Origin of the sequence: Pseudoalteromonas sp. Ld20 (assembly GCF_045064175.1) — a bacterium.
Classification (GTDB): domain Bacteria; phylum Pseudomonadota; class Gammaproteobacteria; order Enterobacterales; family Alteromonadaceae; genus Pseudoalteromonas; species Pseudoalteromonas neustonica.
Map to the genome: position 1 here is coordinate 100317 of NZ_JBISHB010000026.1, position 15931 is coordinate 116247.

Sequence of the window (15931 nt, forward strand, 5' to 3'; positions counted from 1 at the left end):
CCTAAAAATACGTGTCAAAGATATCAATAACGTTATAGTTATCGTCTATGACATTAATATAACGCCATTTATCAAATGTAAGGCAAGGATGCGAAGTCCCAAACGCAATAATATCACCGACTTTTAAATTGCTATTTTGTTCAACACGGAGCATGGCATGCTGGTCCATTATTTTTTCAACTTTCCAATCAGCACCCGCTTTAGTAACAACACCGTGTTGATCAATATGTAAATTGGCAATGGGCAACCCAGCATCAAACGCTACATCGCGCTTGCCCATTCCTATAATTGCACGCCCAGGTTCAGGTATTGATTGCACATACGCCCAAACTTCTAAGCATGACTGTAAATCACTGCCAATATTACACGCTAATGGATTACGCGCTAAAACCTGCTGTTGGGCAGCATCATAAATTCCCTGATCATGAGCCACATAACAGCCAGGACGGATCACCGGCACCATATTTTCAAGCATATTGGCAGGGGCAAAGGCATCACAGACTAAGTCGTACCATGCAGAGCCGCCGGCGGTGATCATCACTTGATCGGTAGCAAATGCATTATCGGCAATCAACTCTTTACACTGCGCAACAGCATCACTTAAAAACGCTGCAACTTGGCTTTGAGTATTTAGTACGCCTTCATACACTTCAATACCCGCAAGCTGTAATGATGGAAACTGACTAATATGTTTAGCCAACTGCTGTAGTTTTTTACTATCAACAACACCACAACGCCCACCGGGCACACCCAATTCAATTAACAGTTTGAGTGTTACACCTTGCTCGCAAAAAAACTCAGCCAGTGACGTCACGTTATCAACATCATCAACTAAGCAGTAAAAATCAATTTCAGCACTGTGCAATAAGTTTGCTAAGTGCTGACAGTTAGCTTTGCCGACCAACTGATTTGCCATAATAATACGCTTAGCACCGGCCTGCGCTGCTACAACCGCTTGATGCACCGTGGCGACCGTAATCGCATATGCGCCAGCACTGAGCTGCTTTTTAAAAATGCCCGGTGCCATCGTTGTTTTACCATGGGGTGAAAACGCCACCTGACTTTGTTTGGCAAACTTTGCCATCCACGCAATGTTGTTATCCAAGCGTGTTTGGTAAATACATGCACAAGGGAGGCTCACTTGTTGCTTAGCAACATTGCAATCACCTTGTATGAGCGCATCGTTAGTGCCTAAGCCTTTATTCACAGTATAAATTTTTGCGGCGTGTTGCATGACTAACTTTCCTATAAATAAAACTCTTATTTTAAATCATTACCTTAGATAGCAACGTTACATTAAAAATCAAAAAATTATCAAATGTTAATGTAATTGTTATTGCATTTTACTTGAAAGTAATGTTAATTAATAACAAACAAAGAATCAACATATGTTACAAATTAACGGGGGATAATAATTAACGTCTAAATATACAGGATGAGGTATATCAACATGAGCATTAAAAACCGTCGCTAGCCTACTCTAAATAAGAGCTTAACAGCGAAAGCAGTCGCCGCTATCATTTGTGGATACGCCAGCTTTGGCGCTTTTGCCGCTGATCAAGCCCAAACAGCAAGTGACGACATAGAAACTATTGAAGTACGGGGCATTGCCGCCAGTAAAAAACAAGATATTAACAACAAGCGTTTTAGTACCGGGGTAATGGACTCTATCACCGCTGAAGATATCGGTAAATTACCCGATGTCACTATTGCCGATACCCTGCAACGGATCCCGGGGGTGCAAATTCGCCGCTCAGCAGGTGAAGGTTCAACCATTAACGTACGTGGTATGCCCCAAGTTACCTCATTGCTCAATGGCGAACAATTTTTAAGTGCTGGCTCTATCACACAGCTACAACCTGATTTTACTGATATTCCAGCCGCACTCTTATCCGGTATAGATGTGCTTAAATCGCCACAAGCCGACACTTTAGCTGGTGGTATTTCTGGTACTTTAGATTTAAAAACACGTCGCCCATTCGATCTTGACCAAGGCAGTACATTGTCATTGACTGGGGAAGCAACACGTGGGAGCTTATCGGAGCAAACAGATCCTAAATTCGTCGCCTTTGCTGGTTACAACAACGATATATTTGGCATTATTGTCACTGCCGCTTACGACGAAAGCACCTTAGCAAACTACCGCAACGGCACTATTTTAAACTCATCAGAAGTGCGAGGTGAAACGCGCACAGACCTTACAACTGACAGAGACTTTAACGGTGATGGTGATTTTAATGACAGTTTTTACAGCCAGCGATTTTATGGCGTAATGGACCGTGAAACCGAGCGTGATCGCCTTGGCTTAAACACCACCATTCAACATCAAATAGCTGATTCACTGACATTCACCGGTGATTTATTTTATACAAAAATGGATGACGCCGACCGTAAACAAGGGGTGATGGTTGATAGCGCGCGAGGAGATATCTGGGCTTACTCAGATAATTTCATCCCACGTCTAGATAATGGTAAAGGTGGGCAAATATACACTGTTAACGATACAAACTTAAAAGTACGCCGTGTTAGTGCCTACTCTGAAAGTTTAACGAACGATCGCGAATCAACCAACGCCAGTTTTTTATTCGAATACCAAGGTGATGGCCCATTATCTGGCGAGTTTAAGTATATTCATGGTTCAGCAGAGCGCAGCCATACAGAAAACGTCGCCCATGGCTTTTTAACCTCTGGTGCACAACATGGTTTATTAAAAAATCACGGTGATGGCATTACGCCTGTTAACCCCAATGGTTACGGCCCTGAAGAAGTGGATGTAAGTTTTTCTCGCAGTGGCGAATACCTCACGCTTGGCTTTGACGAAGGGTTTGGCAACGACATAAACCAATATAATCTGGTCTCAACCTACTCTGAAAATAACTTTGAAGAAGAAGCGACCCTTGATGTTGCCCGTATTGATGGTCATTATGCCTTTGAGACAGATCATCTACAGAACGTTGATTTTGGTCTGCGCGCATCAAAACGTGATGTAGAGCGCGAAACCTATATTTTAGTTGCACCATTTACCACTGGGGATATTACTGCCGATGTGATGTGGAAGGATTCAGGCGCATCTTTGGGTGATACTAACGGTGATGGCGAAAACAGCGTAGCAGGTGGTGATTTAACGATAGGTAAAACCAACTTCTTTAGCGATATGCCTGCCGGTTGGGTAAACCAAGTAAATGGTTTAGGCCCAGGTGGTAGTGGGCACAGTTTTTACTTAATCGACCCAAAAGTGATGGACGACCCAATGGCATTTCAAAATGCCATTTATCCGGGTAACAAACGTTTAGCTAATCCCTCACGTACCTATCAAGTAAAAGAGCAAACCCAAACCGCCTACTTTAAAGCGAACTTTGCCGGCGAATTAGGGGATTTAAGTTACACCGCTAATATCGGCGCGCAATACATTAAAACCGAACTCGACATGCTGCAAAACCAGTTAGGCTCAGCACGCCCTTGCTCATTATGTACCGCCAGTGAAAAAATCGGTGAAAAATGGTTAAGCAGAGATTACTCAGACTTTTTACCATCAATGAACTTTAACTTAAACCTCACCGAAGAGGTTATTTTACGTGCCGGTTACGGTAAAACCATGACCACTTTAGATATTGGTAAGCTTGCTGGTGGTATTAGTGTTGGTCGTACCCGTGCTGGCGATGTACTAGCCGCAGAGCTTGGTGTTAGCCCTGATTTAGAACCGTGGCGCGCAACAAACTACAACTTATCGGCCGAGTGGTATTTTAACGACAGCGGCTTACTGAGTATTTCAGCCTTTTTAATGGATATGGAATCCTTCATTCAAAGCGGTATAGTAATGCAAGGCCTGCCCGATATTGATGGCGTGGTGCGCCGAGAAGTGCCCGTAAGCACAGAAATAAACGCCAAAGGCGGAAATATCAAAGGCATTGAAGTGGTTTACCAACAAGCGTTTGATTTTTTACCTGCACCATTTGATGGCTTAGGGACGTCAGTTAACTTTACCTATGCGCCAAGTGACAGTGCAAATGTGGATGTTTATGGCAAAAGCTTACCGATTCAAGATAATTCAGAAAAATCAGCCAATGCGGTACTTTGGTACGAAAAAGGCCCATTACAACTACGCCTCGCGGCTAACTACCGTAGCGACCGTTTAGATAGCCTAAGCTCGCCGATGGGAGAGGGAGTAATGCCATTTTGGACCGACAGCACTTTGTACTTTGATATGTATGCCGGCTATGAATTTGCCGAAGATATGAGTATTTATACGTCGGTGAGCAACTTAACTGAAGAGAAGGAAGATATTTATGCGCAGTGGTCAGATCATGTGATCACTCAAAATATCTTTGAGCGCCGTATAACCTTTGGTATTCGTACTCGCTTTTAATTGTAAGTCAATTTGATAGCACCAAATTTGGTATACTTCTGCCCAGGAGATGAAAGACTTAGCACAGTTATTTAAATAAGCTTTTTGCCAAATACCAAACCAGTACAGCCTATAAAGTTGTACTGGTTTTTTTAACAAGCTTACTGAGTTGATTGCCTATAATGATCAACAGCAAAACTAAACAATACTTTAATCATAAAAAATACACTAACCATTAAAAACCACGTAGGAAGAGATAAGTAAATTAGTAAAAAAATCCCGTAGCACATTAAGTTTGCAGCAATAAAACCCTGTATCGATTTACCGTGTAATGCATTTACAACACATGCTGTCACTATCGTATATGTCCAAATAATCAGCGCAATATCCATTGGCTGCGAAAGTAACCATGCAATTGCTACTATATGAACATGAATGGCAATAAAGATAAGCCGGTTTTTCGGGCGTTTTGCATAAAACGCATTCGTGCCAAGGCTAAAATTAGCAATACAGCCCGCTAATACATCAGCGATTAATATAAACGCTAAGATTACCTGCCAATTGTCGAGCTTGATGTCCGCAACAAAATAAACAAGCCAACTTCCTACCAGCGCAAATAATACAGTGCAACTCACCTCTAGCATCGATTGCTTTTCACCAAATACCTCATGCAAAAATTGAGGGGTTTTAAAGTACGCCATTGGTTATATAACTCCTTTTAAAATTTAATAACATTCCTTTAACGCACTAACTTCGCACGCTTTGTTTGCTTTAATCACGACATCAACATGCCTCAATAAGCCACATGCGCGGCGTAAAGCTCACCTACACAAACTTATAATGAATGCTGGTATATATCTATATCAAACCCTCGAAATACAGAGGACTCAATAAACGAAAACCCAGTTCGATTAGCCACTTTAACCGAGTTCACGTTGTCAGGCTCAATCAGCGCATATACCCAGCTTAGCGCAAGTGTATCCTTGGCAAAAGAGAGTACCCCTTGCGTCGACTCAACTGCATAGCCTTTACCTTGCTGCGAAGTGGCCAGCCGATAATTAATGTGTACAAGCTCTTTGTCACCTACTTGATGCTTATTTAGCCCGCACACACCAACAAATTCATTGAAATTGTTATAAATAATCCAATGACCATAGCCGTTTATTCTATACAGCTGCTGGCAGTTTTTTATAAAATCATTTATTTGCAGATCAGAATGCACACCCACTGTTGAGTGTTTCATTACCAGCGGATCCGCAAGCACAAATGCTAAATCCTCAGCATCACTTGGCGTGATTTCACGTACACTAAGTCTTTGAGTTTCAAAAATAAATGCCACATCATTCCCATTATGTTGTTAGGCTAGCGCAAACCTACCCTTGCTGTTGAATATATTCCAATCATTAGTTAGTTGTAACGGCTTCAACGGCCATTGTTAACTGATCATCTGCAAAGGACGGTTTAAAGCGAAAACCAATTCGATACAAACAAGTCATTAACTTATCAATGCTGAATTTATCAATTCGGCCATTAACCAGATCACTTACGCGAGGTTGGGTTAGCCCTAATTGAATCGCTGCATCGGTCTGTGACCAATTTTTAGCATTGATAATGTCACGAATAACAATCATCAGATCTGAGCGCGTCTGTAATTCAGAGGCTTCTGCTTTATCTTCTGTAATTGCATCAAAGATATTTGAGTATTCAAGAGTCATCTTAATAACCTTATTGATTAACTTATAAACAATATATATCAACATTGATATATATACAAGTGCTGATATATATACAAGCAATGATATAATTTTATTTATTCAATTCTTTTTGCATGAGTTTGTAGCGCTTTTTCGCTGTGTCCATTGCCTGTTTTTCTACCCCGTTAGTGGTTTTGGTAAATGAGTGCAAAATAAAAACAGTGTCAGCAAACTTTGCAACGTAAATCGTTCGATATGCTGGTCTGCCGTTCTCTATCAGCTCAACCGCACCAATACCTACACTCTCCTTTAAGTGCTTAAACTTGCTAAATGGTTCTTTGTTTTGACAAATAGCGTTTAAATCATTTGCAAAGCGCTTTTGAATTTTATCAGGCAACGCTAGAAACTCTTTTTTTGATTGATTGTTTATAAACTTAAACTTTTTCAACTTCCTAATGTCCTGTCACTTTAATTCTTGAATACACGCTATTGATAGCGTCCGATAATTGCAACAAGTTACCGTTGTACTTATCTGTTACTACTTGTCTTGATGCGTAACCAAACAAGTCAGCTACAACACCATGATCTACGTTTTTTGCTAAATGGATTATGAGCGAGTCCTCAAAGGTTTTAGCTGTAGCCCAATCTAAACCAGCCTTTTTAAGCAGTGTATTAACTTTGGTTCTTAAGTTTGTTGGTTGTTTATTAATGCCCTTTTTAACGGTTCGCTCACTCATAGCAAACGCAGTTAGGCGGTCATTAAGTAAAGCAGGGGCTTTTTGACTAAACCCCCTGTACGTTCCTAAGTTATGCCTGTATTCAACTGGTAAATCTTGTTGCTGTGCGTACCAGTCTAAATATTGCTCTAGTGCTTGGCAAAAAACTTCAGGCACTTCGATAATGCGCTCATTCTTGTTTCGACTATATTCTGCTGGCAAAACCCACTTGCGATAAACTTCTCCTTTGTCACTTATCAGCTGATGTAGTTTTAATAAATTATGCTCTGTAAGTGACAAGGGGACGCAAGCAAGTTGGGTTATTAGATACCTATCTTTAAGTGAATACTTACCAGTACACGCGTCATTTAGAAGCGAATTTATATCGTTATCGACTAATATTTGTCTTAGCATTTTATTGATTGCATAATTTAAATGTTATTTAATGCAACATAGATTAAACTATCACAGTCTATTAACAAGGAAATTCGGTTAATTAGGCTGGGATGATATTGGAATAGTCTTTTATATTTTATGCGCTCGCGCATGGTAAGCTTTACTTAACCACTTTTGATAAACCAGTTACTTGTTTATACTTCCGATTAAGTCAGATTAATAAATAACAAGGATGATATTTTGAGCACACTAATCCCTTTTGCATTAGATAAAAGCACACAAAAAATAGTGTCTATTGACGAAGTGGCTCAAGGTAAAAATTGTAATTGTATTTGTTTGAGTTGCAATCTTGATTTAGTTGCTAGTAAAGGCGAAGTCAACGTACACCACTTTAAACACAAGAATAAAGATACCACTGAAGATGCTTGTGAAATTAGCTTTGAACGGTGTGTATTTTGGATGTGTAGAGAGGTATTTGAATCTACAGACTCAATTGCTTTACCAGCTTATAATGTATTTGTAACCGATCCAGAAAGTGATATTGACGTCGAATTAAACGTTATTCCTGAAGAAACAGCTTCTTTTTCCTACTCGTATTATAAAACCTCAATCGCTTTAGATCAGTCTTGCACTTTTTTTGTATGTATCAACTCTCAAAAAGTCGCTATAACCGTAAATTTCGACCCTGATTTTAATAGTAAGACACCGTATGTAATTGATGGTGAAAAATTAGCTCATATAATTGTTGATCTTGAAGGTTCAAGAGAAATATTTGAACGTCACAATATATCTTTTAGGCAGGTTATTATTGATTTATTAACGAATAACCTCACTAACAAAAAATGGCTTTATCACCCGTTTGAAGAACAAGTAAAAAAGTCATTTTATGACCACAAGTTAGAACAAACTAAAGCTTATGCTGCAAAACAAGTTGAGCTTGAGTGCGAAAGACTTGCAGCTATAGAAAGGGCTATAGAAGAACAAAAAAAAGAAGATGCTAAAACCCAAGCTGAGCTTGAGCGTGAAAAACTTGCAGCTATAGAAACCCGAAAGTTAAAAGAAGCATTAAGATTACAAGCTAAAAATAATAAGGTTGATTTTTCAAATGAAGATAAAGTAAAAAGAATTGGCCTGATAGAGTGCTTTGATTCGTTTTTGCTTCGCAATAATGAAATAAAACGTTGTAGTCGCTGTCACTTTCCACAAATTATTACATTAAGAAAATGTGATTGCTGTGGTTACTCATTTTTTGAGTCAAATTATTTTTCAATAACTCCTGATAATTTAAAAATTATCCTTGCTCATGAATCTTTACGAGCTATAAGTGATCAAGAACTACATAACAAAGGCTTGCTTGATCTCCTTATTTCTACTTCTGATTAGAAGATTAGAGCAGTCTCGGAAGTAGACAGCCCTTTAAAAATAACAACTTTTGCTTTGAATTACTTTATGTTTGATCATGGCCTTAAATTTCACAAAAGACCAGGCATTAAAAAGCCTCAACTGAAGAGCATGTTGAGGCTTTTTAATTTGTAACATTACGGTTGAAATTTAGTCCTTAAATGTAGAATCAATATATTCCAGTGCGGTCATTTTTTTATAGCTCACATTAGGGTGCATAATGTGTGCAGGCTCAGGGTCGACTACCTCTACAGGAATAGCATAACTGCGTGCGACCTCAAGTGCCATTTGAGTAATGTTGACACTAAACGAAGTGCCCATAAAGACTATTTTGTCAGCATCCGCCATACGTTGCTGCGCTTCACTAATACGGTAAAGTTCGGTGTAGTATTCGTCAAATAACAACACAAAAGGTTTGAAAGACTGGTTCAATACTGGCTGTTGATTATCGATTTTAAACAACTCAAGTAATGAGTCGTGTAAACAGCTTTCGTCTACATCATCCCACGGCGTAGTGTGCGGTGTTACGTCATCGCCCTGATGATGAAATACCGTCATTTGATCAAGTCTGCCATGAATAGCAATGTAATTTTTATTACCTGCTTTACCATCGAGTCCGTCTATATTTTGAGTGATTAAGTTTTTATCGCTAAGCCAGTGATGTACTTCATTAGGTCCATGATTACGATAAGTGGCAAATCGATGGTAATACCACGCTAAAAACTGCCGTGGGTTGTTTTCATACATTGCCCGAGTAGCCATTTCCATCGGTGTGTAGTTTTTACTGCCGATAGTCCAGTAGCCGTCTTCGCCCCGAAAAGTCGGGATACCACTGGCGGCACTGACACCAGCGCCAGTGATGTATAGAGTATTCATAGTTAATCCTTAACCATATGTGCTAATACTAAGTTAGTAACTTGCTGATTGTTATCCATTCCACCGATTCGATAAAAAATACCATCGTGCTCAAGTAAACCACGGTGATCCATGCTTGAGGATTCAGCCGGGGCAAGCACATTCCAGCGATTACTTACAATATCAAAACGCCACACGTGGTTGCTCGCTGGTGCTGGTTTACCGTTGTACCCCATGCCATCGTAATTATAGGGATTTGGCGATCCTGCAAGCATATAAATAGCACCGTTAAAGCGGGTGGCCGCCATACGATAATGTGATGTTCCCGTTGGATGTGGCAACGTGCGCCAATCAATTTTTAATGGGTTATTCTCATCAATAGTGCCTTTTAAACACTGAGCAACGCTTGCAAATGATCGACGTTTATCAACGTTTGCCTGCGTTTTTACGCCATCACACACCACAATTGTATTCCCACTAATTGCAGCGGCTTGACCAAATACCGGTTCACCTAAAAATGGCGATGCCTGTTGCCATGTATCGGTTTTTATATCGTACACTTGCACAAGATTTACATTGCCATCGTTATGCCAACCGCTGACTAAGTAGATATAACGCTGCTGATAAGTGAGTGCTACGCTGTCGTCAACTGGAACCGGCATTGTACTAAGCTCAGTGTAGCTATCGTTTTTTAAATCATAACGGTATACATCAGGGCTGGAAATTTCGCTATGATCTGCGCTTAGCGTATAACCACCAAATACATACGCATATTCACCTACACCAACGGCTGTACTGGCTAAACGGCCTTTAATTGATAAGCTACTGGGAACGGGTGCTTTAGCGTGCCATTTAGCGTCGCCTAGTTTTAATGCCCACACTTTATTGTGCACACTGGTATGATCTTTACTCGCGCCAATGCCCATAAAACTTAAAAAATAGGGCTGCTCATTCACAATTACTTTTGCTACTGCATTATTTGCAACTGGTTCGGGTAATACTGGAAGCGCGCTAAGCGCAATCGACAACAATAAACTCATTAGACCTCATTAAACCTCATTAAGCACAAGTACGGTTTTTACCACTATTTTTTGCTTGATAGAGTAAAGCGTCGGCATGTTGAATGTCGCGCTCAATTGCAGATGAATCTGTGATCTCAGCAATCCCCATACTCACGGTGATGCTTATAGTATAACCGTCAATATGCAGCGGCTGTGATTTAAGTGCGCCATGCAACGTATCTGTTAATTGTAACGCTTTTGCTTTGTCTTTATTTGGTAAAACAAATAAAAACTCCTCGCCGCCCCAGCGTGCCACTAAGTCGTTATGTGTAAGCTGCTGCGTAAAAATACCAGCAAGGTGGGTTAATGCATGGTCTCCTACAAAATGACCATACTGATCGTTTATTTTTTTAAAATCATCTACATCAAGCAATATAATCGAAAAGACAGGATTAATATCGTTACTTTTTAATTCCGCCAGCTTTGCCATCATACTGCGTCTATTGGGTAGGTTAGTTAGTGGGTCTATAGTGGCAAGTAATTCATTTTTTTGCGCTAAAAGCGTCAATTTTTCACTGTGGTGTTGCCTAAAGTGTTCATATAATCCACTTAGTGCAGCCACTATAATAAACGTTAAAATAATACGGGAAGGAAAATGTAAAGTACCGTAATCGGTAAATTGAAAAGTAGACGCTAAATAAAAGGCATACAACATTACTAATACAAAAAAGAAAATATCAACAATGCCTTTTTTAAAACCACGAATAAAAAAGGTGATCGGTGCAACAACATAAATCCACAATGGCCCAGTTCCGTGACTCCCTCCGGTTAAAACCAAGTAGAACATCAAAATATAAATGGTGTATAAAATAGTGGTCGAAGCAAGTAATAACCGCTTATGTAAAAATGCAGTAACAAAAAATGAAATTACAAAACAGATGGACGCTATAACAAGTACTAAACTTAGTACCCCTAAGCCGCCCCAAAATGCCATAACAGACATAAAACTGGTAGTTAAAAAACCAATTACGGAAAATAATTTTATTATTAGCTTTCGTTGCGCTAAATCTGAATAGTTACTCACTGATAAATCTACACCATATAATTAAATCAAATACGTACCTAAATCCTAAAAGCTCCGCCGTTAATGCTGTGCAGGGGGATTTATTTGCTAATACGTTATGGCCATTTATAAACTTTAAATTATAAATATGCTACTAAAAACGATATATATTATTCCATTTAGTTTAGTACCCAAGAATTTTAGGGACATAACCATAATTTAAGCTTTAGCGGCATTTAAAGCATCATGATTTAATATTAAGCGCCCATCGACGCAGTGATCTCTTCTTTTTGAACTAAAACACCCTTTAAGAGATTACCTATTACAAACTTTAAATGTGATTTAGCCAACGTTTAATAATATGCAAAAACCCGACAAAATAGCTCTGTGTAGTATTTGGATATTACCCGCTCCGGATCCACATATGTTTTACTAGACTCTCTTATATTTTTGTATTTGAACGCACTTAAAGCAGCGAGCAAATACCTATTAAATTTGGAGCACAGCATGGCTAGAGTACTAATGATCACCGGTGATTTTGTCGAAGACTATGAAAACATGGTGCCTTTTCAAGCTTTATTAGCAATGGGACACGATGTTGATGCCGTATGCCCTGATAAAAAAGCAGGCGATACAATCGCAACGTCAATTCATGATTTTGAAGGCGACCAAACTTATACAGAAAAACGCGGCCATAACTTTGCATTAAACGCGACATTTGCCGAGCTTAATGTAAATGACTACGATGCGCTTTATTTACCCGGTGGCCGTGCCCCTGAGTATTTACGTTTAAACCCTAAAGTAATCGAAATTATTCAACACTTTGCAACGGTAGATAAACCCATTGCTTCTATTTGCCACGGCCCACAATTACTCACCGCTGCAGGAGTGCTTGAAGGTAAAAAAGTATCAGCATACCCTGCTTGCCAGCCAGAAATAAAAATGGCGGGTGCACAATACGTAGATTTACCGATGGACGGCGCAATCACAGATGGTAAATTAGTAACGGCCCCGGCATGGCCTGCACACCCTGCCATGTTAAAGCAATTTGTGGCATTGTTATAAGCACTGCTAATACAGCATCGAGAGGTTAATTTTTATGTGCCAACTTTTTATTAATGCCGACAGCCGCTTATGGACCTGTCGTACCAAATCTTTGCGTATTGATGGCGTTGTTACCTCAATCCGTTTAGAAGAGTTTTTTTGGGATATTTTAGAAGAAGTCGCATTTCGTGATCAAATGACCGTAAACCAAATGATCACTAAGTTGTATCTTGAGTCTCTTGATGCTGATCACGACATAGGTAACTTCACGTCATTTTTGCGTGTGTGCTGTTCGCGCTATTTATCGTTGGTTGCCGATGGTAATTTAACCCGAGAAGACGCATTACCCTTAAATGATATAGACGCAACGCATTTGTTAGAACAAGAAAAACTACGTACCAGCGTGCGTAAAAACCTATTTAATGACACATCATTAAAGCCTTCACTAAATTAGAGCTCTTATGTCACAGTCACAGTTAGTCGCATCATTAAAAGAAATCGTTGGCGTTCGTTATGTATTAACAAGCGACCGCGCCACAGCGCCTTATCGTACAGGCTTTAGAGAAGGCCATGGACCCGCGCTTGCGGTAGTAAAACCTGCCACACTATTACAGCAATGGCATATTTTACAAGCCTGTGTAAGCGCTAATGTCATTGTTATTATGCAAGCGGCCAATACCGGCTTAACGGGCGGCTCAACCCCAACTCAAGGGTGTGACCGTAATACGGTTATTATTAACACAACACGAATTAGCGATATTCAAGTACTGCCCGCGCAACAACAAATTGTGGCATTTCCAGGGGCTAGCTTATTCTCACTAGAAAAAGCCCTCGCCCCGTATGGCCGAGTGCCACACTCCGTTATCGGCTCCTCGTGCATTGGCGCATCGATTGTTGGCGGCGTATGTAATAACTCAGGTGGCGCATTAGTGGAACGTGGCCCAGCGTATACTGAGCTTGCCTTATATGCACAAATAAACAGTGATGGTAACCTTAGTTTAATTAATAATTTAGATATTGACCTTGGTGATACACCAGAGCAAATACTCACTAACTTACAAAATAAGAAATACAGCGAACACGATGTAAAAACAACAGCAAAAAAGGCCTCTGATCGAGAATACGCTAACTGGGTGCGTAAAACGGATGATGATACCCCTGCACGCTTTAATGCTGACCCACGGCGCTTGCACCAAGCCAGCGGCTGCGCAGGCAAACTCGCTGTTTTTGCAGTACGTGTAGACACCTTTGCCAAAAACGAACAAGAACTTACTTTCTATCTTGGTACTAATTCATCGACCGCATTACAAGCTGTACGCAAAATATTGCTAGAGCAAGCCACCAGCTTACCTGTTTACGCTGAGTATTTGCACCGCGATATTTTTGAACTTGCTGATAACTACGGCCGCGATACGGTTTTACTCATAAAAAACCTAGGCACAAACTGGCTACCTAAGTTTTTTAATATTAAGCGCCAACTTGATGCTGTATGCCAAAAGCTGCCTTTTTTACCAAAAAACACCATTGATAAATTAGTTTATCGCCTTGCTAAGCTGTTCCCAAGCCAAACGCCAAAGAAACTCCAACAATGGAACAAGCAATACCAACACCAATTAATTTTGACTGTCAAAGGGGATGCTCACCAGCAAACTCTAGCACTGCTTGAGCAAGTTAAAAAAGACTACCAACTTGATTTTTTTCAGTGTAGCGAACAAGAAGCAAAAGCAGCGTATTTGCTGCGTTTTGCAGCCGCAGGCGCAGCAGTACAATATGCAAAAATAAACCATAACGAAGTTGAAGATATTCTCGCGCTAGATATTGCACTCAAGCGTAACGACAACGAATGGTTTGAAAAGCTACCACCCAGCATTACCGATAAACTAGTGAGTAAACTTTATTATGGCCATTTTTTGTGTCACGTATTTCATCAAGACTATTTAGTACGTAAAGGCGAAGACTGCAAAGCCGTAAAAGCGGCTTTACTCGCACTGTTAGAGCAACGTGGTGCCGAATATCCTGCAGAGCATAACGTAGGGCATCATTATCATGCCAAACCTGCCTTGGCCGATAATTACCGACACTTAGACCCAACCAATACCTTAAATGCAGGCATCGGCGGTATGTCTAAAAAGCGTGATTACGCAGAGTAACGTATAGCTGCGGGCTTACCGTGTGTAAGTCCGCGTTAAATCCACGCTAAATCATTGCAAGCCCAATAAAAACAACCAACTCAATTTTGCAGACACCGTCTGCAAAATTTAAAACTCGATCATAAACTTGTCTATATTTGAGTTCGGGTAATAACTAGCAGTACTTATTTTGCACAGTAGTAAGATGAGTTTGGTTGTTAGCGCGTTAGTACAGTCAGCTTTTTATAACCAACCGTGGCTCTTTAATTGATCCCACGCAAAAGTAACATGCTCTAAAGACATTAAGCCCTTTTTTCTGTCATTCCAATGTTGGATTGCTTGAAATGCTTGCTCTGGTGTATTGGCTTGCTCTTGCTTCACCACCCAATGAACTGTCGCTAATAACTCTACACCATATGGTGATTCATACCCTTCTATCAAATCTGAAACACGAGCAATACGTGAACTAATTTCAGGATTAGAACTTGCTAAAAATAATTTAGCATCTTCAAGTGTACTTTCAACAGCGCGGATTTCAGACTCAACAACACCATCGCCTACACCTTGAATATAATGACCGTCCATCGTATTTAAAGCGTGTCTTAGCGCATCAGCGTAAGGACCAAACTTATCTTTAACAAAGTTAAGTCGCATATCTTCGCCAGCGGCCTGCAAAAAGTAGGCAAGCTTTTGCACTTCAATTTTTGATAAGCCATAACTAACTGATTGGTACGATTCTAGCAGAGCTAAAATTGCAGCCCTACCTGGAGTCATTTTTGGCTTAGGGGTACTTGTTTGCATATCTTGTGCTTTTATAGAATCTGTCGGTTCATATAAATAAACATCCAGTTCTGAAATATCAGCCAGATACCTTAACATTAAAGGTTTTACTATTTCCCAATCGAGCCCACCATTACCACAACCTAAAGGTGGTATAGCAATAGATTGAATATTTAACGCTTTAATACGAACAACTAAATCTTGTAAACCTGTTTCAATATCTTTTAAGTGAGAATCACTGCGCCAATGGCCTTTTGTTGGGAAATTAATAATAAACCGAGGAGTAGCAAGTGCACCCAGTTCAAAAATAAACATTTTACCTAGGGCAACGTCTCCAGCTTTACAGGCTGTCGCATAAGCTTTGTAGTTACTGGGCCATTTCTTTTTAAACTGTAACGCAATACCTTTACCCATAACGCCAACACAATTAACGGTATTGACTATGGCATCAACATTTTGCTGTTGTAAAAGATTGCCCTCTACTGATTTAATACTCATACAGCCCCA

General features: G+C 40.1%; 15 protein-coding genes. 5 read left to right on the forward strand and 10 right to left on the reverse strand.

Annotated features, from left to right (window positions below; genetic code table 11):
• Position 1 precedes the first annotated feature (1 nt).
• Positions 2 to 1234 carry an amino acid deaminase gene (locus ACJJVX_RS02600; RefSeq protein WP_405629978.1) on the reverse strand — a complete coding sequence of 411 codons (1233 nt, stop codon included), beginning with the start codon at positions 1232 to 1234 and terminating at the stop codon, positions 2 to 4.
• Between the two features lie 285 nt (positions 1235 to 1519).
• Between ACJJVX_RS02600 and ACJJVX_RS02605 the strand changes: the two genes are divergently transcribed.
• The gene (locus ACJJVX_RS02605) at positions 1520 to 4366 is read left to right on the forward strand and encodes a TonB-dependent receptor (RefSeq protein WP_405630308.1); all 2847 of its coding nucleotides are present in this window, start codon (positions 1520 to 1522) and stop codon (positions 4364 to 4366) included.
• Positions 4367 to 4506: 140 nt separating this feature from the next.
• Here ACJJVX_RS02605 and ACJJVX_RS02610 read toward each other — a convergent pair whose 3' ends face one another.
• The 5 genes from ACJJVX_RS02610 to ACJJVX_RS02630 all read right to left on the reverse strand — a co-directional run bounded on the left by ACJJVX_RS02610 (position 4507) and on the right by ACJJVX_RS02630 (position 7169).
• Entirely contained in the window at positions 4507 to 5046 is a 540-nt protein-coding gene (locus ACJJVX_RS02610) for a hypothetical protein (RefSeq protein ID WP_054452293.1), read from the reverse strand.
• A 134-nt stretch (positions 5047 to 5180) separates the two neighbouring features.
• Positions 5181 to 5684: a GNAT family N-acetyltransferase gene (locus ACJJVX_RS02615; RefSeq protein ID WP_405629980.1), complete on the reverse strand. Its 504-nt coding sequence runs from the start codon at positions 5682 to 5684 to the stop codon at positions 5181 to 5183.
• Positions 5685 to 5748: 64 nt separating this feature from the next.
• Entirely contained in the window at positions 5749 to 6060 is a 312-nt protein-coding gene (locus ACJJVX_RS02620; protein ID WP_405629983.1) for a helix-turn-helix domain-containing protein, read from the reverse strand.
• A gap of 91 nt (positions 6061 to 6151) precedes the next feature.
• Positions 6152 to 6487: a type II toxin-antitoxin system RelE/ParE family toxin gene (locus tag ACJJVX_RS02625; RefSeq protein ID WP_170173703.1), complete on the reverse strand. Its 336-nt coding sequence runs from the start codon at positions 6485 to 6487 to the stop codon at positions 6152 to 6154.
• A 4-nt stretch (positions 6488 to 6491) separates the two neighbouring features.
• On the reverse strand, positions 6492 to 7169 hold the full coding sequence (locus tag ACJJVX_RS02630; protein ID WP_249118521.1) for a hypothetical protein: 678 nt from the start codon (positions 7167 to 7169) through the stop codon (positions 6492 to 6494).
• Positions 7170 to 7391: 222 nt separating this feature from the next.
• On the opposite strand from ACJJVX_RS02630, the gene ACJJVX_RS02635 reads away from it, so the two are divergent.
• Positions 7392 to 8534, forward strand: coding sequence for a cell envelope integrity protein TolA (locus ACJJVX_RS02635; RefSeq protein WP_405629985.1), 1143 nt, complete (start codon positions 7392 to 7394; stop codon positions 8532 to 8534).
• Positions 8535 to 8702: 168 nt separating this feature from the next.
• On the opposite strand, the gene ACJJVX_RS02640 is transcribed toward ACJJVX_RS02635, so the two are convergent.
• Genes ACJJVX_RS02640 through ACJJVX_RS02650 form a run of 3 tightly spaced genes read right to left on the reverse strand, consistent with a single transcriptional unit; the run spans position 8703 to position 11492 of the window.
• On the reverse strand, positions 8703 to 9428 hold the full coding sequence (locus ACJJVX_RS02640; protein ID WP_405629987.1) for an SIR2 family NAD-dependent protein deacylase: 726 nt from the start codon (positions 9426 to 9428) through the stop codon (positions 8703 to 8705).
• Between the two features lie 2 nt (positions 9429 to 9430).
• Complete coding sequence (locus ACJJVX_RS02645) at positions 9431 to 10447, reverse strand: Kelch repeat-containing protein (protein WP_405629989.1); 1017 nt, start codon at positions 10445 to 10447, stop codon at positions 9431 to 9433.
• Positions 10448 to 10466: 19 nt separating this feature from the next.
• On the reverse strand, positions 10467 to 11492 hold the full coding sequence (locus tag ACJJVX_RS02650; RefSeq protein WP_054204107.1) for a GGDEF domain-containing protein: 1026 nt from the start codon (positions 11490 to 11492) through the stop codon (positions 10467 to 10469).
• A 486-nt stretch (positions 11493 to 11978) separates the two neighbouring features.
• On the opposite strand from ACJJVX_RS02650, the gene ACJJVX_RS02655 reads away from it, so the two are divergent.
• The 3 genes from ACJJVX_RS02655 to dld are packed head-to-tail and all read left to right on the forward strand — an operon-like array spanning position 11979 to position 14665.
• Positions 11979 to 12536 carry a DJ-1/PfpI family protein gene (locus ACJJVX_RS02655; RefSeq protein ID WP_405629992.1) on the forward strand — a complete coding sequence of 186 codons (558 nt, stop codon included), beginning with the start codon at positions 11979 to 11981 and terminating at the stop codon, positions 12534 to 12536.
• A 34-nt stretch (positions 12537 to 12570) separates the two neighbouring features.
• Positions 12571 to 12969 carry a ribbon-helix-helix domain-containing protein gene (locus tag ACJJVX_RS02660; protein ID WP_054204105.1) on the forward strand — a complete coding sequence of 133 codons (399 nt, stop codon included), beginning with the start codon at positions 12571 to 12573 and terminating at the stop codon, positions 12967 to 12969.
• Between the two features lie 7 nt (positions 12970 to 12976).
• On the forward strand, positions 12977 to 14665 hold the full coding sequence (dld, locus tag ACJJVX_RS02665; RefSeq protein WP_405629994.1) for a D-lactate dehydrogenase: 1689 nt from the start codon (positions 12977 to 12979) through the stop codon (positions 14663 to 14665).
• A gap of 222 nt (positions 14666 to 14887) precedes the next feature.
• On the opposite strand, the gene ACJJVX_RS02670 is transcribed toward dld, so the two are convergent.
• Positions 14888 to 15922 (reverse strand): macro domain-containing protein, encoded by a 1035-nt coding sequence (locus ACJJVX_RS02670; protein ID WP_405629997.1) that lies wholly within the window; start codon positions 15920 to 15922, stop codon positions 14888 to 14890.
• Between the last annotated feature and the right edge of the window lie 9 nt (positions 15923 to 15931).

Coding starts and splice junctions, on each gene's coding strand:
- ACJJVX_RS02600 (WP_405629978.1), bottom strand. CDS start 1,234: ATGCAACACGCCGCAAAAATTTATACTGTGAATAAAGGCTTAGGCACT.
- ACJJVX_RS02610 (WP_054452293.1), bottom strand. CDS start 5,046: ATGGCGTACTTTAAAACCCCTCAATTTTTGCATGAGGTATTTGGTGAA.
- ACJJVX_RS02620 (WP_405629983.1), bottom strand. CDS start 6,060: ATGACTCTTGAATACTCAAATATCTTTGATGCAATTACAGAAGATAAA.
- ACJJVX_RS02630 (WP_249118521.1), bottom strand. CDS start 7,169: ATGCTAAGACAAATATTAGTCGATAACGATATAAATTCGCTTCTAAAT.
- ACJJVX_RS02640 (WP_405629987.1), bottom strand. CDS start 9,428: ATGAATACTCTATACATCACTGGCGCTGGTGTCAGTGCCGCCAGTGGT.
- ACJJVX_RS02645 (WP_405629989.1), bottom strand. CDS start 10,447: ATGAGTTTATTGTTGTCGATTGCGCTTAGCGCGCTTCCAGTATTACCC.
- ACJJVX_RS02655 (WP_405629992.1), top strand. CDS start 11,979: ATGGCTAGAGTACTAATGATCACCGGTGATTTTGTCGAAGACTATGAA.
- ACJJVX_RS02660 (WP_054204105.1), top strand. CDS start 12,571: ATGTGCCAACTTTTTATTAATGCCGACAGCCGCTTATGGACCTGTCGT.
- dld (WP_405629994.1), top strand. CDS start 12,977: ATGTCACAGTCACAGTTAGTCGCATCATTAAAAGAAATCGTTGGCGTT.
- ACJJVX_RS02670 (WP_405629997.1), bottom strand. CDS start 15,922: ATGAGTATTAAATCAGTAGAGGGCAATCTTTTACAACAGCAAAATGTT.